This is a genomic window from Acetobacter indonesiensis, assembly GCF_000963945.1.
Taxonomy (GTDB): domain Bacteria; phylum Pseudomonadota; class Alphaproteobacteria; order Acetobacterales; family Acetobacteraceae; genus Acetobacter; species Acetobacter indonesiensis.
On record NZ_BAMW01000005.1, the window covers coordinates 1 to 22,164 of the forward strand.

At 50.1% G+C, this 22,164-nt stretch carries 27 protein-coding genes; 14 read left to right on the top strand and 13 right to left on the bottom strand.

The features are described 5' to 3' along the window. The first annotated feature begins 413 nt into the window (after window positions 1-413). The gene (locus tag Abin_RS01200) at window positions 414-1,397 is read left to right on the top strand and encodes a DUF1852 domain-containing protein (RefSeq protein WP_048844548.1); all 984 of its coding nucleotides are present in this window, start codon (window positions 414-416) and stop codon (window positions 1,395-1,397) included. Window positions 1,398-1,427: 30 nt separating this feature from the next. Further along, complete coding sequence (locus Abin_RS01205; RefSeq protein ID WP_048844549.1) at window positions 1,428-2,456, top strand: methionine synthase; 1,029 nt, start codon at window positions 1,428-1,430, stop codon at window positions 2,454-2,456. A 707-nt stretch (window positions 2,457-3,163) separates the two neighbouring features. Here the strand turns inward: Abin_RS01205 and Abin_RS01210 are convergent. Both Abin_RS01210 and metF read right to left on the bottom strand, forming a co-directional pair. Continuing rightward, window positions 3,164-3,730, bottom strand: coding sequence for an epoxyqueuosine reductase QueH (locus Abin_RS01210; protein WP_255319417.1), 567 nt, complete (start codon window positions 3,728-3,730; stop codon window positions 3,164-3,166). A gap of 4 nt (window positions 3,731-3,734) precedes the next feature. Beyond that, window positions 3,735-4,793: a methylenetetrahydrofolate reductase [NAD(P)H] gene (gene metF / locus Abin_RS01215; RefSeq protein ID WP_048844551.1), complete on the bottom strand. Its 1,059-nt coding sequence runs from the start codon at window positions 4,791-4,793 to the stop codon at window positions 3,735-3,737. A 222-nt stretch (window positions 4,794-5,015) separates the two neighbouring features. Here metF and Abin_RS01220 point away from each other — a divergent pair, with 222 nt between their 5' ends. The 6 genes from Abin_RS01220 (at window position 5,016) to Abin_RS01245 (ending at window position 9,021) form a co-directional block, all read left to right on the top strand. After that, the gene (locus tag Abin_RS01220; RefSeq protein ID WP_048844552.1) at window positions 5,016-5,909 is read left to right on the top strand and encodes a LysR family transcriptional regulator; all 894 of its coding nucleotides are present in this window, start codon (window positions 5,016-5,018) and stop codon (window positions 5,907-5,909) included. A gap of 23 nt (window positions 5,910-5,932) precedes the next feature. Further along, entirely contained in the window at window positions 5,933-6,373 is a 441-nt protein-coding gene (locus Abin_RS01225; RefSeq protein WP_052948141.1) for a hypothetical protein, read from the top strand. Between the two features lie 206 nt (window positions 6,374-6,579). Next, window positions 6,580-6,915, top strand: a complete 336-nt coding sequence (locus tag Abin_RS16135) for a transposase (RefSeq protein ID WP_158319877.1) — start codon at window positions 6,580-6,582, stop codon at window positions 6,913-6,915. Window positions 6,916-7,168: 253 nt separating this feature from the next. Next, window positions 7,169-7,537, top strand: a complete 369-nt coding sequence (locus Abin_RS01235; protein ID WP_146867729.1) for a hypothetical protein — start codon at window positions 7,169-7,171, stop codon at window positions 7,535-7,537. 82 nt (window positions 7,538-7,619) lie between these two features. Continuing rightward, window positions 7,620-7,895 carry a hypothetical protein gene (locus Abin_RS01240; RefSeq protein WP_146867728.1) on the top strand — a complete coding sequence of 92 codons (276 nt, stop codon included), beginning with the start codon at window positions 7,620-7,622 and terminating at the stop codon, window positions 7,893-7,895. A gap of 313 nt (window positions 7,896-8,208) precedes the next feature. Next, window positions 8,209-9,021, top strand: coding sequence for a hypothetical protein (locus tag Abin_RS01245; protein ID WP_048844555.1), 813 nt, complete (start codon window positions 8,209-8,211; stop codon window positions 9,019-9,021). Window positions 9,022-9,084: 63 nt separating this feature from the next. Here Abin_RS01245 and Abin_RS01250 read toward each other — a convergent pair whose 3' ends face one another. Genes Abin_RS01250 through Abin_RS01300 form a run of 11 tightly spaced genes read right to left on the bottom strand, consistent with a single transcriptional unit; the run spans window position 9,085 to window position 16,977 of the window. Then, window positions 9,085-10,128 carry an EscU/YscU/HrcU family type III secretion system export apparatus switch protein gene (locus Abin_RS01250; protein ID WP_158319878.1) on the bottom strand — a complete coding sequence of 348 codons (1,044 nt, stop codon included), beginning with the start codon at window positions 10,126-10,128 and terminating at the stop codon, window positions 9,085-9,087. 5 nt (window positions 10,129-10,133) lie between these two features. Then, window positions 10,134-10,955 (bottom strand): type III secretion system export apparatus subunit SctT, encoded by an 822-nt coding sequence (gene sctT, locus Abin_RS01255; RefSeq protein WP_048844557.1) that lies wholly within the window; start codon window positions 10,953-10,955, stop codon window positions 10,134-10,136. Between the two features lie 5 nt (window positions 10,956-10,960). Continuing rightward, window positions 10,961-11,227, bottom strand: coding sequence for a flagellar biosynthetic protein FliQ (locus Abin_RS01260; protein ID WP_048844558.1), 267 nt, complete (start codon window positions 11,225-11,227; stop codon window positions 10,961-10,963). 9 nt (window positions 11,228-11,236) lie between these two features. Then, on the bottom strand, window positions 11,237-11,896 hold the full coding sequence (sctR, locus tag Abin_RS01265; RefSeq protein WP_048844559.1) for a type III secretion system export apparatus subunit SctR: 660 nt from the start codon (window positions 11,894-11,896) through the stop codon (window positions 11,237-11,239). After that, window positions 11,889-12,899 carry a type III secretion system cytoplasmic ring protein SctQ gene (sctQ, locus tag Abin_RS01270; protein WP_084593376.1) on the bottom strand — a complete coding sequence of 337 codons (1,011 nt, stop codon included), beginning with the start codon at window positions 12,897-12,899 and terminating at the stop codon, window positions 11,889-11,891. Before sctQ ends, sctR begins: the two co-directional genes overlap by 8 nt. Further along, the gene (locus Abin_RS01275; protein ID WP_048844561.1) at window positions 12,896-13,411 is read right to left on the bottom strand and encodes a hypothetical protein; all 516 of its coding nucleotides are present in this window, start codon (window positions 13,409-13,411) and stop codon (window positions 12,896-12,898) included. Before Abin_RS01275 ends, sctQ begins: the two co-directional genes overlap by 4 nt. Continuing rightward, entirely contained in the window at window positions 13,390-14,691 is a 1,302-nt protein-coding gene (locus Abin_RS01280) for a FliI/YscN family ATPase (protein WP_048844562.1), read from the bottom strand. Before Abin_RS01280 ends, Abin_RS01275 begins: the two co-directional genes overlap by 22 nt. Then, a complete protein-coding gene (locus Abin_RS01285; protein ID WP_048844563.1) occupies window positions 14,688-15,242 on the bottom strand; it encodes a FliH/SctL family protein in 555 nt (184 codons plus the stop codon). The genes Abin_RS01280 and Abin_RS01285 overlap by 4 nt, the downstream gene beginning before the upstream one ends. Next, window positions 15,232-15,819 carry a hypothetical protein gene (locus tag Abin_RS01290; RefSeq protein ID WP_048844564.1) on the bottom strand — a complete coding sequence of 196 codons (588 nt, stop codon included), beginning with the start codon at window positions 15,817-15,819 and terminating at the stop codon, window positions 15,232-15,234. The genes Abin_RS01285 and Abin_RS01290 overlap by 11 nt, the downstream gene beginning before the upstream one ends. A 1-nt stretch (window position 15,820) precedes the next feature. Further along, entirely contained in the window at window positions 15,821-16,564 is a 744-nt protein-coding gene (gene sctJ / locus Abin_RS01295) for a type III secretion system inner membrane ring lipoprotein SctJ (RefSeq protein ID WP_052948142.1), read from the bottom strand. After that, a complete protein-coding gene (locus Abin_RS01300; protein WP_146867726.1) occupies window positions 16,564-16,977 on the bottom strand; it encodes a hypothetical protein in 414 nt (137 codons plus the stop codon). Before Abin_RS01300 ends, sctJ begins: the two co-directional genes overlap by 1 nt. Before the next feature lie 201 nt (window positions 16,978-17,178). Between Abin_RS01300 and Abin_RS01305 the strand changes: the two genes are divergently transcribed. The 6 genes from Abin_RS01305 to sctV all read left to right on the top strand — a co-directional run bounded on the left by Abin_RS01305 (window position 17,179) and on the right by sctV (window position 22,106). Beyond that, entirely contained in the window at window positions 17,179-17,787 is a 609-nt protein-coding gene (locus Abin_RS01305; protein WP_048844566.1) for a secretin N-terminal domain-containing protein, read from the top strand. A 19-nt stretch (window positions 17,788-17,806) separates the two neighbouring features. Then, on the top strand, window positions 17,807-17,995 hold the full coding sequence (locus Abin_RS01310) for a hypothetical protein (protein WP_048844567.1): 189 nt from the start codon (window positions 17,807-17,809) through the stop codon (window positions 17,993-17,995). A 33-nt stretch (window positions 17,996-18,028) separates the two neighbouring features. Beyond that, a complete protein-coding gene (locus Abin_RS01315) occupies window positions 18,029-18,820 on the top strand; it encodes a DUF1521 domain-containing protein (protein ID WP_048844568.1) in 792 nt (263 codons plus the stop codon). 102 nt (window positions 18,821-18,922) lie between these two features. Further along, a complete protein-coding gene (locus Abin_RS01320; protein ID WP_170237873.1) occupies window positions 18,923-19,096 on the top strand; it encodes a hypothetical protein in 174 nt (57 codons plus the stop codon). Between the two features lie 136 nt (window positions 19,097-19,232). Beyond that, window positions 19,233-20,015 (top strand): SctD/MshK family protein, encoded by a 783-nt coding sequence (locus tag Abin_RS01325; RefSeq protein WP_048844569.1) that lies wholly within the window; start codon window positions 19,233-19,235, stop codon window positions 20,013-20,015. Further along, complete coding sequence (sctV, locus tag Abin_RS01330; protein WP_048844570.1) at window positions 20,016-22,106, top strand: type III secretion system export apparatus subunit SctV; 2,091 nt, start codon at window positions 20,016-20,018, stop codon at window positions 22,104-22,106. The last annotated feature ends 58 nt before the right edge of the window (window positions 22,107-22,164 follow it).

Genomic DNA, 22,164 nt, shown 5'->3' on the forward strand with positions numbered 1-22,164 from the left:
GCTCAGCGTTGATTTGCCAATCCCCAGATCCGCCGCAACCCGTGTCCTAGATAAACCCTGCTAAGTGCGATCCTGACCGCCTCACGGCGAAACTCTCCTGTCTGCTTCAATGCCATGGTCTCATGACTTTCTTGTTGAAAGCTGCAAACCCTCAGTCAACCGGCAAAAAACCGTTACAAGTCCAGATCGGATTCTGACAGTATCTTTCCCTAAGGCAATACAGCTACATTGGTACATGAACAATATTGATGGATTGATGAAATCAAATCATTTCTGCTCACGGGTTCTTTCAGGCATAAAGCTGCCATGATGATGACCACGACCACCTGAAAAACTCAGAAGACAAAACTAGGGACGCCATACCCCAGTGTTCGCATTTTGGTTTGGGGTGGTAAAAGCGACGCAGGACAACAATGATTCAGGACACGACATTCAGTATCCATCGGCTTCGTTTCGATGAGAACTATCATCCCTCCGACAGAACCCGCCTTACGACCAATTTTGCCAATCTGGCAAGGGGGAAAAGCCGTCAGGAAAACCTGCGCAACGTCCTGCGCATGATCGACAATCGGTTCAATGATCTGGCGCATTGGGATAATGCCAAAAGAGATCGTTACACTCTTGAACTTGAGATCGTCTCCGTTGAGATGGATCTTGCCTTTTCTAGCAAAAGCGGCAGCTTTCCTCTGATCGAAGTCCTCTACACAACAATTGTTGATAAAAACGCCAACAAACGGATAGATGGCCTCGCTGGGAACAGTTTTTCCTCGTACGTACGGGATTACGACTTCAGCGTGTTGTTGCCGGCTTATAATAAAGGAAAAGCCGAATTCAGTGTCCCCCATAATTATGGGGACCTACATGGAAATCTCTTTAAAAGCGTTATGAACTCGTCTGCTTACAAGAAGAATTTCAAAAAACTGCCTGTCATTTGCCTCAGTGTCTCAACCAATCGTACCTATCATCGGACGGAAAATCAGCATCCTGTTCTCGGTGTTGAATATGAGCAGCGTGAATTTTCCCTGACAGACCAGTATTTTAAAAAAATGGGGATGCAGGTCCGTTATTTTATGCCGCGCAATAGTGCAGCACCATTGGCATTCTATTTTTTTGGCGATCTGCTGTCTGACTACTCTGCCCTTGAACTGATCAGCACCATCAGCGTGATGGAATCTTTTCAGAAGGTCTACCGTCCTGAAATTTACAATGCCAATTCTGCTGCGGCTGACTGTTATCAGCCGAGCCTGAAACATCAGGATTATTCCAACACCCGTATTGTCTACGACCGTGAGGAGCGTACACAACTGGCGATCTCACAGGGGCACTATACGGACGAGAATTTCATCAGGCCGTATCACGATATTCTCGAAAAATGGTCCGCCGGTTACACCGCCTGACCCATCAGAAGAAATAGAAGGTCATCTTCCATGAAAACACTGCTTCCTACTTCAACGGCTGGTAGCCTGCCCAAACCCTCATGGCTTGCACAGCCTGAAACACTCTGGTCTCCCTGGAAATTGCAGGGGGAAGAACTGGTCGAAGGTAAGCAGGATGCGCTTCGCCTGACGCTGGACGATCAGGACCGTGCTGGCATTGATATCGTCAGTGATGGTGAGCAGACGCGTCAGCATTTCGTCACGACCTTTATTGAGCATCTCAGTGGTGTCGATTTCGAGAACCGTCAGACGGTTAAAATTCGCAACCGCTACGATGCGAGCGTGCCGTCCGTTGTGGGCGCTGTAGCGCGTGAAAAACCGGTTTTTGTCGAGGACGCGAAATTTTTACGCACACTGACGACAAAACCCATCAAATGGGCACTTCCCGGCCCCATGACGATGATCGACACGCTCCATGATGGCCACTATAAAAGCCGCGAAAAACTCGCCTGGGAATTTGCTAAAATTCTTAACCAGGAAGCGAAAGAGCTGGAAGCGGCAGGGGTCGACATCATCCAGTTCGATGAACCCGCCTTCAATGTGTTCTTTGATGAGGTCAATGACTGGGGCATTGCCACGCTGGAGCGGGCCATTGAAGGGCTGAAGTGCGAAACCGCGGTTCATATCTGCTATGGGTATGGCATCAAAGCCAATATCGACTGGAAAAATGCTCTTGGGGAAGAGTGGCGGCAGTATGAAGAGATCTTTCCCAAACTGCAGAAATCCAATATCGATCTGATTTCACTGGAATGTCAGAACTCCCGTGTTCCGATGGATCTGATCGAACTTATTCGTGGGAAAAAGGTCATGGTTGGCGCCATCGACGTGGCCACCAAAACCATTGAGACGCCTGAGAAAGTCGCAGATATTTTGCGAAAAGCGCTTCAGTTTGTTGATGCCGACAAACTTTATCCCTGCACCAACTGTGGTATGGCGCCGTTGCCGCGTGATGTGGCGCGCGGCAAGCTAAATGCTCTGGGCGCGGGTGCGGAAATTGTTCGAAAAGAACTTTCGGCCTGACAGGCAGCCCGGCAAATTTCTATCGTGGAGGGCAGGACACTGGTCTTGCCCTCCACGATGCCAGAATTTCCGGAGACATCAGCAGTCTTGCCACGTTTTCCGCGCTGTATAAAGTCAGCGAGAAGCGGCCTCGATCCTTTATCATTTTCGTTCCGATCGGCCTGAGCTTGCCGTCCCGCGTCCATCTGATACGTTCCCGACTGGAAATTCCCAGTGCATCCTGAACAGTGGCTGGCGTGAAAGGACGTGTGCAGATTTCCTCCACCGTCGTGATCAATTTTTCAATATCGCGCGTGTCATTTGGCGTGGGGCAAGCCATGCCTAGCACGTGTTCGAACCGACGCAGTCGTTTCCGACATTCCTGCTTTCGGCAGTCAATAGTCTTGTGACGGTCTGAAAGAAAATCCACAAATCGCGTGAGACGTTCGCCCTTTGAAAGAGGCAGACGTTCAGGTGCCTAGAGATAATGCAGAATATCTCTGACAAGGGCATGATGTATGGGTCGTTTCACCGTTCAAACAGTATTCTGTCCAGATCAACGGAACCACGGGTTCATACAACATGGACAGCCGAACTGGCTTTCCTCATCTGGAACGCTGTCCTCTGGTTCATCACATCTTAGAGCTGGTTCGTGCTGTGGTTTATCATCACGTGTCGTGGTGGGTGGAACTTCGCCGAACAAACAAGCTCCATCATCTTGTGTGTGATCAGGCCTCATCATCAGGTCCATAATAGAGCGTGCCAAGCTCGATCGGCGAACGCCCCTGACTGCGGCGGTGAGCATTGGTATCACGCAGGGAATAGGCGCAGCCGCAATATTCCTGCTGGTAGAATTTCTCCTGTTTGCTGATCTCGATCATCCGCGCGGAGCCGCCCCCTTTGCGCCAGTTGAAATCCCAGTAGGAGAGTCCTTCATAAGGGGATACGGCGCGTTGGCCGCAGTCATTGATCTGCGCCATGTTCTTCCATCGTGATATGCCGAGTGAACTGGTCATCACAGGGAAACCATGTTCATGAGCGTAAAGCGCTGTGCGCTCGAAGCGCATATCGAAGCACATGGTGCAACGCACACCGCGTTCCGGCTCCCATTCCATGCCTTTAGCACGGGCAAACCAGTTGTCCCTGTCGTAGTCCGCATCGACGAAGGGGATGCCATGTTTATCAGCAAACCGGATGTTTTCGTCCTTACGGAGAAGATATTCCCGCTCGGGATGGATGTTCGGGTTGTAGAAGAAGATCGTGTAGTCGATACCCGATGCGGTCATCGCCTCCATCACCTCACCCGAACAGGGTGCGCAGCATGAATGGAGGAGCACCTTCCTGTGTCCCTTTGGTGGGGTCAAAATCTGCCGGGGTTTCTCGGTCATCGGGGACTTCCGTTGTTTCCAAAAGGTCTGTCACATTACGAGATGCGTTCGTCTGCGTCGGACGCACCCCAAGGATATGGGCAATCGCGTAAGTCAGATCAGAGCGGTTCAACGTGGAGACATGAAACTCGTTCAGTCCATAGGTCTGCAAGGTACGGATCTGTTCCACCGCTACCATACTGGCGATGATACGACGAAGTTCAGGATTCTCCGCAGTCCCATCGAACAGATGCCTCAGCCATGCCGGTACCGTTACCCCACACACAGCCGAGAAGCGCACGATCTGCTCGTAATTCGAAACCGGCATAATACCAGGAATGATGGGAGCAGTAATTCCGGCCGCCAGACATCGGTCCAGAAAACGCAGATAAATTTCACTATCAAAGAAATACTGCGTGATGGCCCGCGTGGCCCCCGCATCGAGCTTGCGCTTGAGATTATCCAGATCAGCGTCCGGACTTGACGCTGCAGGATGGGTTTCGGGATAAGCGGCGACAGAAATATCGAAATCCGCGATACGACGCAGACCGGCAACAAGATCACTGGCATAGGCATAGCCACCCGGCCGCGGACTATAGTCAGCAGCACCTGCGGGAGGATCACCACGCAGTGCCACGATATGATTCACACCAGCATCCCGATAGCAACGTGCAAGATCATCTACATCCTCATGGGTCGCCCCGACACAGATCAGGTGGGCAGCGGGGATGAGGTCTGTCTCCCGCTTCAGGCGTAACACCGTGGAAAGAGTGCCGGTCTGCGTGGTTCCACCCGCGCCATAGGTGACCGAGACAAAGCGGGGTGCAAGCGGTGCCAGACGCCGGATGCAGTGCCAGAGCCGCTGTTCCATTGCGTCAGTTCGGGCTGGTACAAACTCGAAGGACAGGATTGGGATTGGAGCTTCGAAATTACGCAACAGCAGTCCGTCGATATGCTTTTCCGATAGCCCGTTGCTCTGCCCGTCTGTCATGTCAGTAACGAGTTCTCACAGCGTCCGATTTTTCTTTGAAAGGTTCTGGAGGAAGATTGAAGGCACATTGCAGTCCATAGTGAAAGCGGTCGTGAATGTCGTTGGAGACCATGGGCTACGTCCGCATGAATGATTGGTCCCTCATAATAGAAGTTTATAAAAATGAACTGAAATGATATATTTTTATGGCTATATGAATTTCGTGCATTTATCGGACAAAACATGGGCATTCTGGAACGCAGTCATCTGACAATCATTCAGGAAGTCGCACGGGAAGGTTCGTTGACGGCTGCCGGAGCGCGTCTGAACCTGACCCAACCAGCACTCAGCCATTCTATCCGCAAGATCGAACAGCAGCTTGGGATCAAGATATGGCGACGGGAGGGACGATCCCTTGTGCTTACTCAGGCCGGTGAATGGCTTTTGTCTCTGGCGAACCGTCTGCTACCGCAGTTTGAACTCGCGGAAAGCCGTATTGAACAATTCGCAAATGGCGGACGCGGTACATTGCGCATCGGAATGGAATGCCATCCCTGTTATCAGTGGCTTCTGAAAGTCGTTTCACCCTATCTGGAGAGATGGCCAAAGGTCGATGTGGATGTACGACAGAAATTCCAGTTTGGCGGGATCGGCGCTCTGTTCAGTAATGAAATCGATATTCTGGTGACCCCTGATCCACTTTACAAACCAGGTCTGAAATTCACGCCGGTATTTGACTATGAACTGGTGCTGGCAGTTGGTCCTGAACATCCTCTTCGGAAGGCAAAATTTGTTTTACCAGAGCAGTTGGCAGATGAAACATTGATTACCTATCCGGTTCCGTCCGAGCGGCTCGATATTTACACGCAGTTTTTGCAACCAGCAGGGATTGGACCACGACAGCAGAAGCAGATTGAAACGACGGATATCATGCTGGTGATGGTCGCTCACGGAAGAGGCGTTGCGGCACTTCCTCGCTGGCTTGTGGAAGAATATGCCACACGCTTTGAACTTTATCCCGTAAAACTTGGCAAAAAAGGTATTGCGAAACAGATATTCCTTGGCCATCGGGAAACCGATGAAGATATTAAATACCTTGAAAATTTTATAACGTTTGCTTCAAAATCAGGAAAGTAGAGGGTTTATACAGAAAAATAACTTTGGGTTATGTATTTTTATACCACACCGCGTATGAATCGTTTCCAGTTCAAGTCACTATTTTTCTGACCAAAAAAGCCGTTATGACACTTCCGGATGAAATCATGTTTCGGAAAGCAATGTCGTATTTGGCCACGGGTGTGTTTGTGGTACCAGAAAGGGTGTTGACGGAGAACAATGGCACTATCATCAGTGCTCTGCCCTTCAGTTTCTATGAAACCGTTTCTACTGCTGATTTGCCTTCATCGGAAGAGTGCGATCACGGAGGCAGAGAAATTGCCCTGAGTATTCTCGGTCGCTATCATCAAGCTGTCGCAATGCTGCTCGCCAGCTGCAATACTAATAAATTCAATTTCGAAATAATTGAGCGTTCTTCTGATGTGACAGCGTTCGTCAAAGAATCTTTGGTAAAAATACGCCGCAAATTAGTAGAAACATTCTAGGGAGGAACTCATAGTCTTTTCAAGACCTATTCCATGATAGTTTAAATTAATGAAAACTTCTTTCTTAACCTATATATTTAATTGTTTTATATGTTTTGCAAACACGATCATTTTGGTAATAAAACCTACTTAAGAAGCGTGATCATATCTATTTTCCCAGAGCCTACTTTCATGACGAGGAAGCCGCTTTCAGTTGTCTCGAAAGTGTGATCTGGGCGGACGGTCCCATATGCCCTCATTGCAGCGGCTTTGATCGGATTATAAAAGTTAAGTCTAACGCCGCGAAGCGCATCTGCCTTGGATTGTATCGTTGCGGCGACTGCAATCGTCAATTCACTGTGAAGATTGGCATCATATTCGAGCGTGGTCGCATTCCCTTGAACAAGATGCTTCAGCCAGTCTATCTGCTGACCTCCAGCAAGAAGTTCATCGTGCTCATCAACTTCATCGTGCGCTTGAGATTGCCTACAAGTCAGTATGGTTTCTGGCCCACCGCATCCGCAAAGCCATGCCAGTGGCGATTTGACGCCGTTCGGCTCTAGTGGAGGCGTGGTTGAGGTTGATGAAACCTTTATCGGCTTGGATCGCACGACTAGTCGTCAGTGTTCGATGGTCTTAGACCGCCTGAAGGCAGCCGACCTATTGCCGATCCTCAAAGCAAATATCGTAGCAGAAGATCGTATTATGCCTGACGAAGCGGGCTAGTATCGTGACCTTGGGAAACATTTTGCGGGCCATGCCTTCATCCGCCACGGTTCTTGCCAATATTATGCCCTTGAAGGCGACGGCGTATCTTTGCCTGCTGATATCTTTACAGCAAAAATACAGAAGACTGTAGCAGCTCTAAATCGAGCGGATAAAGCCTCTAATGATGGCAAGAAAACTGCAATACCGGTCATAGATAACCTTGAATACACTAGCGCGAGTGTCTCTTTTAGGAAGAGAGTAAGCGGAAGCACCGCTATTCGATCATCAGGAGTCGCCCCACTGATTGCGGCGATATCATCCGTAAATACAAATCCTGAAAATATTTCTCTCACTTATCACTCTTTCCTCCATTATGCGCAGTCTCTTACAACGGGTCTAGATAAGAAATTTTCTCATGCTGTTATTTCTGATAAATTTGAAAAAAACGTATCGATACTTTTTCCTCCTCTCAGGTGAAAATAGCCCTACGGAGCAATCAGATGAAAGAATCTATGTATGTTTCCAGGATCAAGGATGGGGCGTTTGCTGGAGAGCATGGGTGGTAGGACTGCGCTCAGACAAACACCACATCAGACAGCGCGAAGAACATCATCATTTCACGTCTGGCCGCAAGATGCTTTGGTTTCTCATCGTCCGAAATAGTTCGCGGGCACAAAACATTCAGGAGGCTCACGCGGCTAACAACATCATAAAATATTGTATTATCGGCGTTATTAAAGATATCCGTTTTGAAGAGACACAAAGCTCGATCCGTCCCCTGCTCTTTTTTGGCACAAAAACGACAATTAATTATATGGCTGATATTGTGCGTTAAACGGGGACAAGCAGACAGGTCGAAAGAGGCGTCTACGCAAAATCTGGGAAGAAGTCGTGCCAAATGCGCCGTTCTCCGCACGCGATGTGGCAGATATTCTTGCTTAGGGTTACCGGTCTGACGCAAACCACAGCGCGCTTTTCAGTATACCCATCCATTACAGACATACTCTAAAGACTAAAAAAGTTTTCAAAACAGACCATGTGCGCCCTTTATGAATTTTTTATAAACCTCATTATTTTTACTCTTTCCTTATGACATTCCATGCCAGACTACCTGTCTGATTTTCAGCTTTAATCTCAAGGCAATCCTGATGGCTGTTTCAAATACTCTTGGTCCCTCTATCCTTGTGACACTGGAAGATGCATTGGCTCACGCGGGTGTCACCCCGGCAGAGCTAGGCGAACTGTTTGGGAACATGGCTCAGCAACTCCCCACGCAGGGCGTGCAAAACAAAACACCTTCCACAGTCGCAGCTTCGCTCAATGCCAACCTAGATCAGGCTTCTACGGCGGCCACCCCGATAAACACTGCCCCACATGTTTCTGCTGGCAGTGGCAGCAACAGTGTTACAATTCAGAACTCAAGCAATCACGTTGAAAAAATTGGTGAATTTCTTAATGGTGGCTCTACAACCACTCCTGTTGCGGAAATCACGCTTAAACCGGGAGAAAGTGGCACGGTAAGCTACCAGAATGGTCAGGGTGGTTACATTGCAGAAGCAGATGCATCAGGGACATATCAGCCAACAGCCTCCCGCTTAGAATTCTATGCGGACGCAAACGGGGTCAACAATACAGACGTCAGCTATATTGATGGCCGCAATGCCTCCATTGAAGTCTCTGACGGCCAAGGCAAAACGGTGGGCGATACAAAGAGCATCGCTGGCGCTGCGCCGGAAAGCACCCTAACACATGATAGTGCCGGAAATGCAACGGTGGCAGGGTGGTATGATGGCTCGTCATCAACCATGCAGGCTGGGGGTGCCTACATGGAACAGCAGTTGGGCACAGGAAACGCTTATATTCACCCGAATGATGATCAAAACCGCGCAGACAACACAAACCCCATGACCATGGCGCAGGATAAGAGCCAGACCTACACTGCCAAGTTTGGTGATGCATGACAGTTCACCCGCCATTTATTATCTGGCGGGGCAGCACTGTTGAGCCAGATAATTGATAGAAATTTATAAAATATTGGCTTTTCGCATGCAGGAAATTGCTACCTGAAAGGCATCTCTGGGGATCGGGCTGCCTAGAGGCACTCGGGCAGCGAGGAAGGGGGCAGCCTCTTCATCTTCAACGCGCGGGATAGCGGCAGCCTCTGCCTCGGCTAGAAATGCCGACACCCTTCCTTTTGCTGAACGCGCTACAAGCGATGGCACCAACACACCGGGAGGCGCATACTGAAAAGCAAGTGCAACATTTGTATCATAGACAACAAATGTTGCGTTTTTTAAGCCCATCCGCACATTACTGATCATGGCTGCACGCCGCTCCTGCCTTTGTGCCCGCTTGATTAACGGATTGCCCTCAGAGTTTTTTTGTTCCTTTTTCTGTTCGGTGCGCGTCATTCGCATTTCCCTTCGGAAAAGCAATCTTTGCACACCCAGATCCAAGCATCCGAGGACAAGAAAGCAAAAAATTGCAGACAGCAGAACAGGCCATACCATGGCTCGTACGGCCCCAGGCACACAATTAGGGCCGCAGGCAGGCAGATGCACCAGAGATTGCAGGTCTGATTGCACGACAAGAACCAGTGTGCAGAGTACCGCAGTAAATTTCAGGACGATTTTCAGACCGTCAATGATATTACGGAGCGAAAAAAGTCGCTGAAACCCGTTGACCGGATTGATCCGTTCAAATTTGGGTAACAAAGGTTGCACGGAAAACACCATCCCGCCATTTCCAACCAAAGCTGCTACAAAAACAGCGAAAAATACCATGGCAAGCAACGGCAAAACGAACGCAACAAACAGAGTATTCAAGCGCTGTATAATAAGAGGCAGAGCTGTTCCAAGCGGTTGTTCTGACAAGACTGCCGTATCTGAGAGAACAGTAGTTAATTGCGCGAAAAAATACGGCCCACGCAGCGCAATATAAAAAAGAGCAACGACAGTCGCTATCGCGCCGACAAAATCCTTACTATTTGCAACCTGCCCCTTTTTACGTGCTTCCTGCAATTTTTTGGCTGATGCAGGAAGCTCCTTACTCTCACTGGTTCCGCTCACGGCCCTTATACCACCATAAGTTTCAGAATATCAAAAAATACAGGAATGCGCGCAATATCTTGCCGAACAAAAAGGCAGAGATAAGCAGTGTAAACCGTGAGCACAAAAAAGAAGACAATATTACGCGCGCCCATGGCGTGGTCATCCACACGAAGAGAAGGAGCCGCGCGGCTGACAATACTCAACGTGATATCGGATAACAACATTGCCAGAAACATAGGCAACGCCAGACTAAGTGCAGACGCCAGCATTTCATCCAGCAAGCCCAGAACAATCACCGGAAACTGGCCAGATAACGCCGGCAGACCAGAAAGTGGCGCCCACAGGTGCCAGCTTTGATATAGGATATTCAAAACCATTTGTAAGCCGCCTGAGGCAGCAAAATATGTAATACCCAATAGCAGAAAGAAGGTGCCTGTTATGGAAACATCCTCAAAACCCGCGGGGTCATTAATACGCCCGGCTGTTGCTCCTCGTTGAAGGTCCAGCACATCTCCAGCCATATCCAAAACCCAAAATGGCATCCCCAGCATCAGGCCCAGGACACTGCCTAATGCTGCCTCCTTCATACCCAATATCATTAGACCCAACCCCGTCTGAGGCGAGTGTGCAAGCATGTCAGAAATCATGGGCACGGCAGGTAAGGCCAGCACCAGTGCTATAGCACTACGCAGCAGCCCCGTAATCTGGAAGCGGGTAAAAACCGGATGCACAGCCAGAAGCCCCATGGGACGCGCAATCGCAAATCCCAATGCCAGCAGCCAATGCTGTAACATCCCCAGCAGTTCGAGCAATAGCGGAACATTGGATGTAACGGGCGTACCCATGGTCCCTACCGCGTTAACGCAGGAAAAGAATCAAATAGTTCTGCTGCTTCCCGTTCTAGAGGCACAGCGAGCAAAGACCCGCCGAACAGAAGCAAGAGGATAACCGTCAATAGTTTGAATGTCATCGGCAGGGACTGATCCTGCACCTGTGTCACAGCTTGCAAAATACCCACCAACAGACCAACCGCCATGGCCGCCAGTAAAGGAAGCAACGCCATATATAGAACAAGGGAAAGAGTAGACTGAAAATGAAAAATCAATTGTTCAGACATGGCCTGCCATTATGTCGCGTAGCTAAGAACAAGACCATGGATCAGCCTTGTCCAGCCTGTAATAGCAACAAACAGGAAGAGCTTGAGCGGAACACCGATGGTGGAAGGAGAGACGGAAGACATGCCCATGGCCATAAGAACGGCTGTAACCACCAGATCAATCGCAATAAATGGCAGATAAAGCAGAAACCCAATTTCAAAAGCACGCTGAAGTTCTGAAAGCAAAAAGGACGGTAGCACAATCAGCAAATCATCCGGCTGCGCCTTCAGTCCTGATTCTGGCCCCCATACCCTCATGGTGGCATTGGTAAAAAACTCGCGCTCTCCGGGGCTGGTGAAACGTAACATAAAGGATTTAACGGGCTGTTCTGCCCGCTTGGCGGCGTCCAGCATATCAGAGAGCGTCATATGGTCCACAGGCGCGGTTACTGCTGCTGCATAAGCACTCATCACAACAGGGGCCATCACATAAATGCTTAGCAGAAGCGCAATACCATAGAGCACAATGTTTGGAGGTGTTTGCTGAATACCCAGCGCATTACGCAACAGGAACAAGACGACGGCAATTTTGATAAAGCTGGTCATTGTAACCGCAGCAAAGGTTACAAAACCCAGAGCCGTGATTCCGACCAGAACGGCTGAAATATCAGGGCTAACCAGACTATTCACGTCCGAAAATCCTTTTTATTCTTACTCCAGCGGCGCCCTCCACATCTACCAGTTCTCCCTGCCCGATTTTTCGCCCTCCGACATACAACCCGATGGGCATTGAAACAGGGGACGTCAACTCAAGCACGCTCCCGGGGCCGAGATCGCGCAACTCAGCCAGAGTAATCGTTTTGTGCCCCATATCAAAGCTGATGGTGACGGGAAGATCCATTTCAGACGCCATATTCTCGTCCGAGCCATCAGAGATGTGTTCGGCTCTCCCGTCTTCTTCTCGCTCAGCCATCCGGCCTTCCTTTTTTAGTGGGTATTGTATGGCCGTTTCCAGATGCCAGCCATTGTCCTCATGCCAGCCCATACAGGCATAAGCATGATTTTCAATCATAAAGGTTGCTTTCTCCGGGCTTCCACTTGCAAGTAACACCACATCGCCGGGGCATAAGCTGGATACAACAGGGAGCGACAACGGAGTACTGCCCATCCGTATGAAGGTTCTAAGGAACACTTCCTCTTCGGGTAAAGGCGCAACAGGCCGGAGCAACATGAGAGACTGAATGGCAGACGCAGGAGCCTGCAAGACCAACGGCCAACGCTCTCCCCGCACATTCAGCGCACACTTTATGCCATCTGGAGAACGCGCCGTGTTGACTATTTTCAAAAACCTGATTTCGGTCCCGATCTTCTTCTCAAGTGTTGCAAAACACTCCGCAAGAGACAGAAGAGCTGTTAATATCTGTACTTCAGAGGTAACTGTTCCGATTACCGCTTCCTGCTGTTCCGAAAGCGCCGCAAGCAAGGGCGGAGGAACATGAAGTGTTACTGAAACGCCGCCTATTCGTGCCTCACAACAAACCCATGCGCCACGCCATTCCAGACCACCATCGTGCAGAGTAATGCCATCACACAATGTTAAAGGGATGCGCTTACGACCAAACATGGCATTATATCGCACCTGCGCACGACTAACAGCAGGAGGCCTGTAGCAATCCGCTCTATTGTCAGTCATATGGGGCTCCTACCCATACGGTGAGCAAACAGCATCTGAGACTGCTGGTCGCGCTTCAGTTCTTCCTGCACGTGCTTATGGTGTTTGTGTTCTCGGTCCAGTGTCTGTTTCAGGGCATTGCGGCGCACCAGAGCGGTATGAACAGTCCGGGCTTGGTGCTCCGCATTTTTCACAATATCCCGTGCCTCGGCCTCAGCCTGCTTCGCTTGTTCCCTTTTCATATTCTGTTGTTCAATGGCTGCATAACCACGATCATCTTGCTCGCACACAGCCCGCATCGCGCCATAATCAAGTTCTTGCCCTACGGCACTGCGCCAGCGGTGTAAGCGCGCCTGTGTTTGTTTAAGACGTTCTTGTTCATAGGTATGCTCGATATCCAGTATGGCCTGCTCTGCCTCTGCCATACGCCGACGTGCGACTATCACTTGGCGACTTGCCTGTTCATCCCTATAGGCCTGAAGGCGCGCCAAAATGGCCACCTGTCTGAACTTTAAATGATCTGGTTCAGCCATGTGACCACTTGATGAAACGGTGTGATATCTCGTTCGCCCTGTTTCAAAAACTTTCTGATATTATCTATTTTTTCCAGGGCTTCGTCGGCTTCAGCGTCACTTCCCGGTTTATATTCTCCAACTTCCACCAGAAAACGCACTTCTTCATACCGATGCAGCAGAGCACGCAACCGGGCTGCCTTTTCACACTGGGCGGCAGAAGCCACCACATTCATCAACCGGCTTCGACTGGCCATGACATCAATGGCCGGATACTGCCCTGCTGCCGCTAATTTGGAGGACAGTATGATATGCCCATCCAGAATGCTACGCATCTCCTCAGCAATAGGATCGCCCTCTCCATCCACAAGAACGGTATAGAATGCGGTTATCATACCGCCTCCCTCCCGCTCGTCCCCCGGGCCGGCCCGCTCCAGCAATCGGGGTAGTTCGGCCATGACAGAAGGGGGAAACCCTCCGCGCCCGGGCACCTCGCCGGCAGCAAGCCCCACTTCACGCAGGGCACGTGCATGCCGGGTCATACTATCCACCACCAGCAGCACATGCCTGCCCCTATCCCGGAACCATTCGGCAATGGTTGTGGCTGTCATGGCTGCACGGATACGCTCTAACGGAGGGCGGTCAGACGTTGCCACAATTAGAACGGATCGAGCTCTCGTTGCCGTATCCATCTGGTGTTCCAGAAAATCTCGTACCTCGCGCCCACGTTCCCCAACAAGCGCGATCACCACCACATCAGCAGCAGTGCCGCGCACAAGTTGCCCAAGGAGTGTAGACTTTCCACACCCTGCCTCACCAAAAATACCCACACGCTGCCCAATGCCGCACGTTAGCAGTCCGTCAATCACACGCAGACCCGTTGCAACGGGCTGTGTCACCCTGTGCCGGAATAGCGCTGAAGGCGGTGCATCTACACAGGGACGCTTTGAGCAGTCCGACAGGCTTTCTCCAGAAAACGGGTGCCCAAACCCGTCTAGAACCTGCCCAAGGAGCGCCTCCCCCACAGGCACCTGTAACGCTCCGCCAGAACGATAGACCATACAGCCTGGCAGAATACCCTGCATACTACCAACCGGTGCCAGCCGGACAACCGTCCCATCAAACCCGACAACTTCCGCAAGCAGTTCTGTGTCCGGCAGAATAATCCGACAGACCTCCCCCAGTCCGGCACCATCCACCTGGGCCGATATCAATCCGCCCGAGACCTGCAAAACCTGCCCAATAGAAGGGCGCGGTGCTGCGTTCTGCAAACGGTGTGCCAACTCGACAAAATCAATCATGCCACCGCCCCTTGCCATAGGGCCCGCAACTGGGAGGCGACATCCAGCCTCACCTGTCCGTGTTCATGCTGTAAAACGGCTTCATCTCTGGCAAGATAGGGGCTTTCCACAACGGACACAGAGGCGCAGGCACCTTCCATTTTCCGCAAAGCTGTTTTCAATGGTTCTGCTTCAGAAACCGGAACTTTGAGGACTAACCCCATCTGCTGCGGAAAATCTGCCAAAGCGGTCTTGACCAGACGTGCCAGTTTTTCATCACGCGGCAGATCATCAACAAGACGCCTGGCTATCACAAACGATAAATCAGCAATACTTTTCTCACAGGCCTGTAAATAACGTGAAATCTCTTCTTGTGCCTGAGTTCGGGCTTGATGCTGTATGCCTTCTGCTGCAACTCTCGCTGCCAGGATTAAAGATTGCGCTTCTTTACGCGCCTTTTCCAGACAGGCTGCACGCTCCTTTTCAGTATCCTTACGAATCTGTGCCGCGTCCGTTAATGCATCAAACTGCTCTGACCGGATGACGTAAGGAGAGAATGGCTCAGTCGTCACCAAGCCGCTCCCCTACAAAAACATCAACCATATGCACAGTATCCATGGGCACATAAGACGATACAGCCGGAGGATCTGGCAAAAAACAGCGAACACGCAATGCTACAGACGTAGGCTGCGCCTCACACCATGCATGAAGCACCCTACAACCGGACAGCTTTATTTCTTCCGCTAACGCCACAGGAGACGCATACGGTATATCAGCTACAATGGAAAATGCTGGTTTCCATGCTGCATCCTGCATAAGATAAGGCGTTGTTAGCTGAGCCAAATCGCGCACCGTGCCGCCATCAACCAATCCCAGAATGGCGTGTGCCTGGACCACACATCCTATTCTAAGTACCAATACAGAGAGTTCATCCGCCTTCTGCCTAAGAATATAGCTTTGGCTAACAGTAAGACTGGACGGCAGTTTTCCGCCAAGCCGTTCAGCAAGGCTGGAATGCAATAGATTATGCGTGTAAACACAGGCGTCCAGATCCTGCACCATCTGTTCTGAAATACCTAAAACATGGGATGCAAGAGTCAGATCACCAATCCCCTGCACTACCACCTTATTAGAAATAGATTGAGGCATCTCACTTCGTCCTGAGGCGCAAACGATCTGGCAAGTTCGGCCAGCGCCTACTGACAAACATGCCGGCAAAAAGGGCTAGGAGCAGCGCAGGCAAGGCAGAAAATCCAATTAAATACCCGCCTGAAGATGGAACAGGACCAACTGTCGGCATATCTTTTTGCGCCACTGGCACCATAACAACAGACACGCGGTCATAACTCAGACCTTCCACACTATCAGCCACAAGCTGCTTTATCTGGGGTAATAAATGCTGCGCGGCACTTTGGTCTTTATACCGCACAAAGACCGATGCGGATGACGGTGTTGGTTCACGACTGAGTAGGTCATTGTTTGGGAGAACAACCTGCACACGCGCCGTCAAAACCCCATCAATATCAGAAATAGTCCGTGAGAGTTCCTGACCGAGAGCCCACAAAAAACGTGCCCTCTCCTGCTGTGGGGAGGACACCAGACCAGACGCCTGAAAAACCTGCCCCATGCTCTGAAAGCTCTGACGCGGATACCCTGCCCCATGCAGAAGAGCGACTGACTGCGCAAACTGCGCCTGTTCCACCCGCAGCGTATCGCTTCCATCTTTTTGCTGGATTTTGTCAGCACGCACACCATGCTGAAGCAGCAGAGCCAACATAACATTGGCATCATCTTCAGCCAGATTGGTCATCAACTCGGTTTTGCAGGCACACAAAAGCAACAACGGGATGAGGAAGAACGCCGCTTTTAAAAACCTTAAACGCCGGAACAACATTATTGCCCCTTGAGCAGGGTATTAAAAATCTTTGTTGTTTCGGTAGAGCCTTTGCTAACCAGTGTTGTCTCAATGGCAAAGGTATAGGTTGCCTGTATCTGCGCCACAAGCTGAGCAGCATTAGCGGGATCAGAGGCCGCATCTGTGGTCTGCGGAGCAGACTGGCTGCCCCATTGGTCAAGATAGCTGGAAAGCCCTTCAAGCTTCTGGCTTAACGCTTGCCCCATCACCTCGGCCCGGCTTGTTTGATCAGGCACGAAAGAAATTTCCTGCTGCACTGCCTGATTAAACTCTGCGCCCAGATGTTCTGTCATCTGTGGTGCAAGCGACGCTTCCTGCCGGACATCTGCCGCTCCCTGCACGCCCTGTTGAGCGCCTGCCAGACCAGACAGAGAGCCAATAGTGTCGGACATCAGAACAAACACCCATCAAATTCATGACAAAGATGCGGCCGTACGGCAGCAGGGCCTCACACCTGTCTCCTATATTCTGCAATAGCAGCAGTTTTTTTTCAGTTGTGTGACAGTTTTGTTGCGGGGCAATTTATATGTTGCATCATGTAAAATCAGACGGTTTAACAGGCATTATCTGATAGCTTATGTAGAAAACGGTTGATGACTGGGCGCCTCCTGATACTTCTGGGGTATGCAGCTATTGGTAGCTTTCTAGCTGTGCCTCCTGCCGCACACGCAGAAAGAAGTTGGGAACAGAAGCCATTTTCTTATATTTCTGTTAATCAAGATATCGCTTCCGTTCTGAAAGAGTTTTCTTATATCAATGACATCCCACTTATAACATCAGAAAAGGTTCAGGGACGTGTTCAGGGACGTGTTCAGGGGCGCTGGCTGGATATTCCCTGTGGCGAATTCCTACAAAAAATGAGCCGCCTTTATGACTTTGACTGGTATGATGATGGTTCAACCCTTTACATTAGCAGCAAATCAGAACGCACCACGCAAATCATCCCACTACACAATCACACACTTTCCGAACTGAAGACTGTCCTTCAAAATTTGGGCCTATTAGACAGGCGGTTTGATATCACCCCCGGCCCTGCGTCTGATACTCTGGCAGTATCTGGCCCTCCGCGGTTCCTGAGCATGATCCAGCAAACCCTTCTGTCTCTTCCCAACACAGCACATCCAGCACGGGCAATGGGTAATAGCTCACGACACCTTACGCTTTTTCGGGGATCTGCCGTCTCCGATGTCATTGTTAATTAACATTCAAGAGGCCGAAAATATGCCAGATCAGATCTCAGGCATTACAGCGAAAGAGGCGGGTTCATCGCCAGATGTAAACAATGAAGTAGACGCAGAGGCCTTCCAGTCGATGCTGTTGAAAGGCGGTCTGATGCTCATGCAAAGTATGCAATCAGATGCAACAGATGCCCTCAGCGATAACACGAGTAATCCTGACGCCCCTTTCTGACATTAACGTTTTTTACCCTGATAAGGAAAAGCAATGTCTGTTTCCATTCAGAACTCTGGAAATAGCGATCTTGCTGTTAACCAGACTTCGACCAGCAGTGACTTCTCAGCCCAATCTGCAGATACAGGCCTGCAAATTTCCGGCAATACGATTGACACTGGCCGTTATCTGATTACTGCTAATAACAATTACACAACTGGTGCCGCTTACAATTTTCATAGCGATACCGACGGTTGTGTCCGCGTTTATGACAAACAGACCGATACTTATGTTCAGGTTTTTGGTGACCCCCATGTTGAAACCAGCAATGGCACACATGGCGAGTTCAAGCGGGATGGACTTGTTCTTGACCTGCAGGACGGGACACAGATCCAGGTTCAGCCCACCGACCTGAACAACGCTGGTGCGTCTCACATTAACGCTGTTTCTGTCACCAAGGATAACCAAACATCCTTCATCACCGGCTTGTACAATGATGCCGGGACAGCGCATGTTCAGATTTCTGCCCCTCAGGCAGGCAACGCTTTCCAGCTAAACAACAGCTTTGATTCCTACAGCGATACGGTTCTGCACGTTGGCTCATCCCTAAACGATCTGCACTTTGCCGATGGTTCTTCCATGTCTGGCACAGGCAATACTGAGCTTGATGGCAAGGGTGGCGGCATTCAGGAATTTCTCGGACAGCGTGTGCCCATGCAGTCTTTCGACACAATGCTTCAGAGCGTCCTCCATATGGCTTCTCAAGGCAGCCAGAGTGTAAATGCACCCGACTATTCGGCCGCTTCTGTCGCTAATCTCCGGATCGAAAGTGGTTACGGCAAATAACCTCTTTCCGATACAGGCTGCTTTCGTGGCCTGTAATTTCTCGCTTCGATAAGCCGAAGCACATTTTTACGATTTGTATGTGTTTAAAACAGGAATATCCACATGAGCGACACTTCTTCCGTTTCCGGTAACTCCAGCGTCAACATCGATAGCGAAATCGATAAAATGACCTCTGCGTTCAATACAGCGATTGAAACCAACGAAAAAATTACCGCGGTTAAAACTGAAAAAGGCGCAGAAGAAACAGCCGCTCAGCAGCGCCCGAACATCGGCTGAAGAAGATGGGTTTCGGCCATGCCGCCGGAACCCCTTTTCATACTCTATGCGTTTTAGACCAGAAGCGGCCGATATCTCGCGCCCCTTGTTGATTATAGAGAACGGTCCACAGGCTGGATGCTCCCTTGCAGTGCGAATGGGAGATTTTTTTGTTGGGAAATCGCTCAACAATAATGCCGTCATTGCGGACCGGAGCTTATCTGACACACATTTCCTAATCCGCGCCAAAGCCATGGGGGTGGAGCTAACAGCTCGGGAAGGCAATATCCACTTTGCCTCTGGCCACATTCTTCAAAAAGGCACATCAAAAAAATTCTACAAAACAATACAATTTTCCTGTGGTACTACCATATTCAAACTTATTGTCCCTACAAAAACTCCTCTACGCGCAGCACAGTATGGCGCGTCAATCATACTAATTTTTTTAATATTGGTCGGCATTCTGAGTATTTACATGCGTCATATGCATCACTCAGCAACTCCCCAAGCCTCTTCCCTCACCGCCACGTCGTCCTCGGCACACGCTGTCAGCACAACGCAAACAGCCCTAGAAGAGAAGCTACTCACAAATCATTTGAATAGGATTACCATTTCAAAAGGAGCAGACGGAGCTCTGATTGCCACGGGCGCGGAACAACCCCAACAGAAAGACACTTGGGTGGCTGTCAAATTATGGTTTGATACAACATACGGAACAGAAACGGTCTTGCTTGATCGTGTTTCATTTCTTCACACTACAACACATTCTCCACTTCAAATTGCCGGTGTTGCTCTGGGCAGCGCACCTTACATTCTGGATACCATGGGCCGACGCCTCCCCTGTGGCAGCACGGTAGAAGATGGCTGGATTATTGATCAGATCCTGACGGACAAAATCCTTCTACACCGGGGCGCAGACCATCTAATGGTACGTTTTTAAATGATACCAGACACAGAGCTTTCCGCACTACATAGCATTCTGATGCGTCTTTCCCGCCGACAAGATCTCTTGCTTGTCGCGCTGCTTGTTCTGACAGTCGGTATGATGATTCTGCCGATGCCCACTGTTCTGGCAGATGTGCTTATTGCTTTAAACATCAGTATTTCCACCGTGTTGATGATGGTCGCTGTTTATATCAGCTCTCCGGTCATGTTCTCCACGTTGCCTGTTATTATTCTGGTCACAACAGCTTTCCGGCTGGCACTTTCCATCACCACATCCCGCATGGTGCTAGTACAGGCCGATGCAGGAGATATTATCCGAACATTCGGTGAATTTGTTATATCTGGCAATGTTGTTGTTGGTATTGTTGTCTATCTTATTATTACAATCGTGCAGTTTCTTGTCATTACCAAAGGCTCGGAGCGCGTTGCGGAAGTCGCAGCCCGTTTCAGCCTTGATGCCCTGCCTGGCCGGCAGATGAGTATTGATACAGACCTAAAAAATGGGGACATAACGCAAGAAGAAGCCAAAAATCGTCGTAACCGCTTGCAAAAAGAAAGTCAGCTTTACGGCGCGATGGATGGCGCTATGAAATTTGTTAAAGGCGACGCCATTGCAAGTCTGATCATTATTGTGGTCAATCTGATTGGTGGCATTGCTATTGGCTGCCTGCAAAAGGGTATGTCTTTTTCTACAGCCCTACAAACCTATTCGCTTCTTGCTGTAGGGGATGGGTTGATTGCACAAATCCCGGCCCTGCTCATTTCTCTAACCGCAGGGGTAGTCGTCACACGCGTCACGCATGAAGATGGCGGCGGCAACCTTGGCCGTGATATTTTACAACAAGTCAGTGCAGAGCCTCTGTCCCTTCAGGTTGCGGCTGTCGTTATGGGGGCACTAGCATTTGTCCCCGGCTTTCCTGCGGCAGTTTTTCTCTGCTTTGGTATTCTTCTAGGGGCCACATCTTGGCTTCTCCTTAAACGCCAGCAAAGAGAGCATGCCTCGGCTTTTGCAGATTCAGCCTCGCAAGCACAAACTTTTGCTACAAGCCTCCACCTGCATATTCTGCTGGGGCAGTCATTTTCTGCAGATCATGAACGACTCCAAAACTACATTACCAGCCATATCCACGCGTTTTCTGAACAGCTTGGTCTCATCCTGCCTCCGGTGCGCCTTAGCCTGTCTACCCAACTGGAAGACAATAGCTTCAGTATTGATATTGATGGCGTCCCCTCTCTGGTTCTGTCCCTTGACCCAGCTCTGGTATTTGTTGAGGAACAACCGGATGTTATGCAAGAAACAAGAATGGAATATTGCCGCACACCCGGTCCTTTCGGCCCAGAAAGCATGGCGGTAGCCACATCTGTTTTACCTGCGGTGCGTGATGCCGGGCTTGTCACCATCACACCGACAGAGTTTATCTGCCGCACTATCGAAGCGACGTTTCTTGCGCACGCAGAGCAGCTTATCGGCATTCAGGAAACACAACTTTTTGTTCGGCAAGCAGAAAAGCTTCTTCCTGACCTTGTGCGTGAAGCCGGTAAACTATGTCCTCTGCCCCGTTTGTCTGACGTCTTGCGCTTGCTGATTGAAGAGCGTGTACCGTTGCGCAATATCCGCACAGTTTTTGAAACCATTGCGGAATGGGCCCCCAAAGAGCAGACAACCTCCGGCTTGGTGGAGCGCGTACGTCTCTCTTTACGCCGCCAGATTTGCCATCAATCCTCAAATAATGACAAAGTCTTGGCAGCCATCGGAGTTGATGCCCCTTTAGAAAACGGATTACGCTCCCTTCTGCACAGCACCCCGCAGGGACGGCAGGTAAATCTTGATGCCGTTTCAAGCAGGAGACTGGTCGAAACGTGCCGCTCTCTATTGGCTCCTTGCCTACTCCATGACCGAAAGGCAGTTCTTCTTGCCGCGCCAGACCTCCGACGCCCCATGTCTTTGCTCTTGCGACGTTACGGATTGTCTCTTCCCGTCATATCCTATGATGAAGTTGCACCCGAATTTTCTGTCAAACTTTATGGTACGCTCTCCGATACTATTCTAAATGTCTCACCTACTGTCTCGGACGCAGCAGCCTGATCGTTCCTTTCTCATTCCTTCCGGACCTCTCATGCGGCTTACCAAATTATGCTTATTT

Excerpts from the sequence above, each read along its gene's own strand:
- Abin_RS01200 (WP_048844548.1), top strand. The coding sequence starts at position 414 with ATGATTCAGGACACGACATTCAGTATCCATCGGCTTCGTTTCGATGAG.
- Abin_RS01205 (WP_048844549.1), top strand. The coding sequence starts at position 1,428 with ATGAAAACACTGCTTCCTACTTCAACGGCTGGTAGCCTGCCCAAACCC.
- Abin_RS01210 (WP_255319417.1), bottom strand. The coding sequence starts at position 3,730 with ATGGAGGCGATGACCGCATCGGGTATCGACTACACGATCTTCTTCTAC.
- metF (WP_048844551.1), bottom strand. The coding sequence starts at position 4,793 with ATGACAGACGGGCAGAGCAACGGGCTATCGGAAAAGCATATCGACGGA.
- Abin_RS01220 (WP_048844552.1), top strand. The coding sequence starts at position 5,016 with ATGGGCATTCTGGAACGCAGTCATCTGACAATCATTCAGGAAGTCGCA.
- Abin_RS01245 (WP_048844555.1), top strand. The coding sequence starts at position 8,209 with ATGGCTGTTTCAAATACTCTTGGTCCCTCTATCCTTGTGACACTGGAA.
- sctT (WP_048844557.1), bottom strand. The coding sequence starts at position 10,955 with ATGGGTACGCCCGTTACATCCAATGTTCCGCTATTGCTCGAACTGCTG.
- Abin_RS01260 (WP_048844558.1), bottom strand. The coding sequence starts at position 11,227 with ATGTCTGAACAATTGATTTTTCATTTTCAGTCTACTCTTTCCCTTGTT.
- sctQ (WP_084593376.1), bottom strand. The coding sequence starts at position 12,899 with ATGACTGACAATAGAGCGGATTGCTACAGGCCTCCTGCTGTTAGTCGT.
- Abin_RS01275 (WP_048844561.1), bottom strand. The coding sequence starts at position 13,411 with ATGGCTGAACCAGATCATTTAAAGTTCAGACAGGTGGCCATTTTGGCG.
- Abin_RS01280 (WP_048844562.1), bottom strand. The coding sequence starts at position 14,691 with ATGATTGATTTTGTCGAGTTGGCACACCGTTTGCAGAACGCAGCACCG.
- Abin_RS01290 (WP_048844564.1), bottom strand. The coding sequence starts at position 15,819 with ATGCCTCAATCTATTTCTAATAAGGTGGTAGTGCAGGGGATTGGTGAT.
- sctJ (WP_052948142.1), bottom strand. The coding sequence starts at position 16,564 with ATGTTGTTCCGGCGTTTAAGGTTTTTAAAAGCGGCGTTCTTCCTCATC.
- Abin_RS01300 (WP_146867726.1), bottom strand. The coding sequence starts at position 16,977 with ATGTCCGACACTATTGGCTCTCTGTCTGGTCTGGCAGGCGCTCAACAG.
- Abin_RS01305 (WP_048844566.1), top strand. The coding sequence starts at position 17,179 with ATGACTGGGCGCCTCCTGATACTTCTGGGGTATGCAGCTATTGGTAGC.
- Abin_RS01310 (WP_048844567.1), top strand. The coding sequence starts at position 17,807 with ATGCCAGATCAGATCTCAGGCATTACAGCGAAAGAGGCGGGTTCATCG.
- Abin_RS01315 (WP_048844568.1), top strand. The coding sequence starts at position 18,029 with ATGTCTGTTTCCATTCAGAACTCTGGAAATAGCGATCTTGCTGTTAAC.
- Abin_RS01320 (WP_170237873.1), top strand. The coding sequence starts at position 18,923 with ATGAGCGACACTTCTTCCGTTTCCGGTAACTCCAGCGTCAACATCGAT.
- Abin_RS01325 (WP_048844569.1), top strand. The coding sequence starts at position 19,233 with ATGGGAGATTTTTTTGTTGGGAAATCGCTCAACAATAATGCCGTCATT.
- sctV (WP_048844570.1), top strand. The coding sequence starts at position 20,016 with ATGATACCAGACACAGAGCTTTCCGCACTACATAGCATTCTGATGCGT.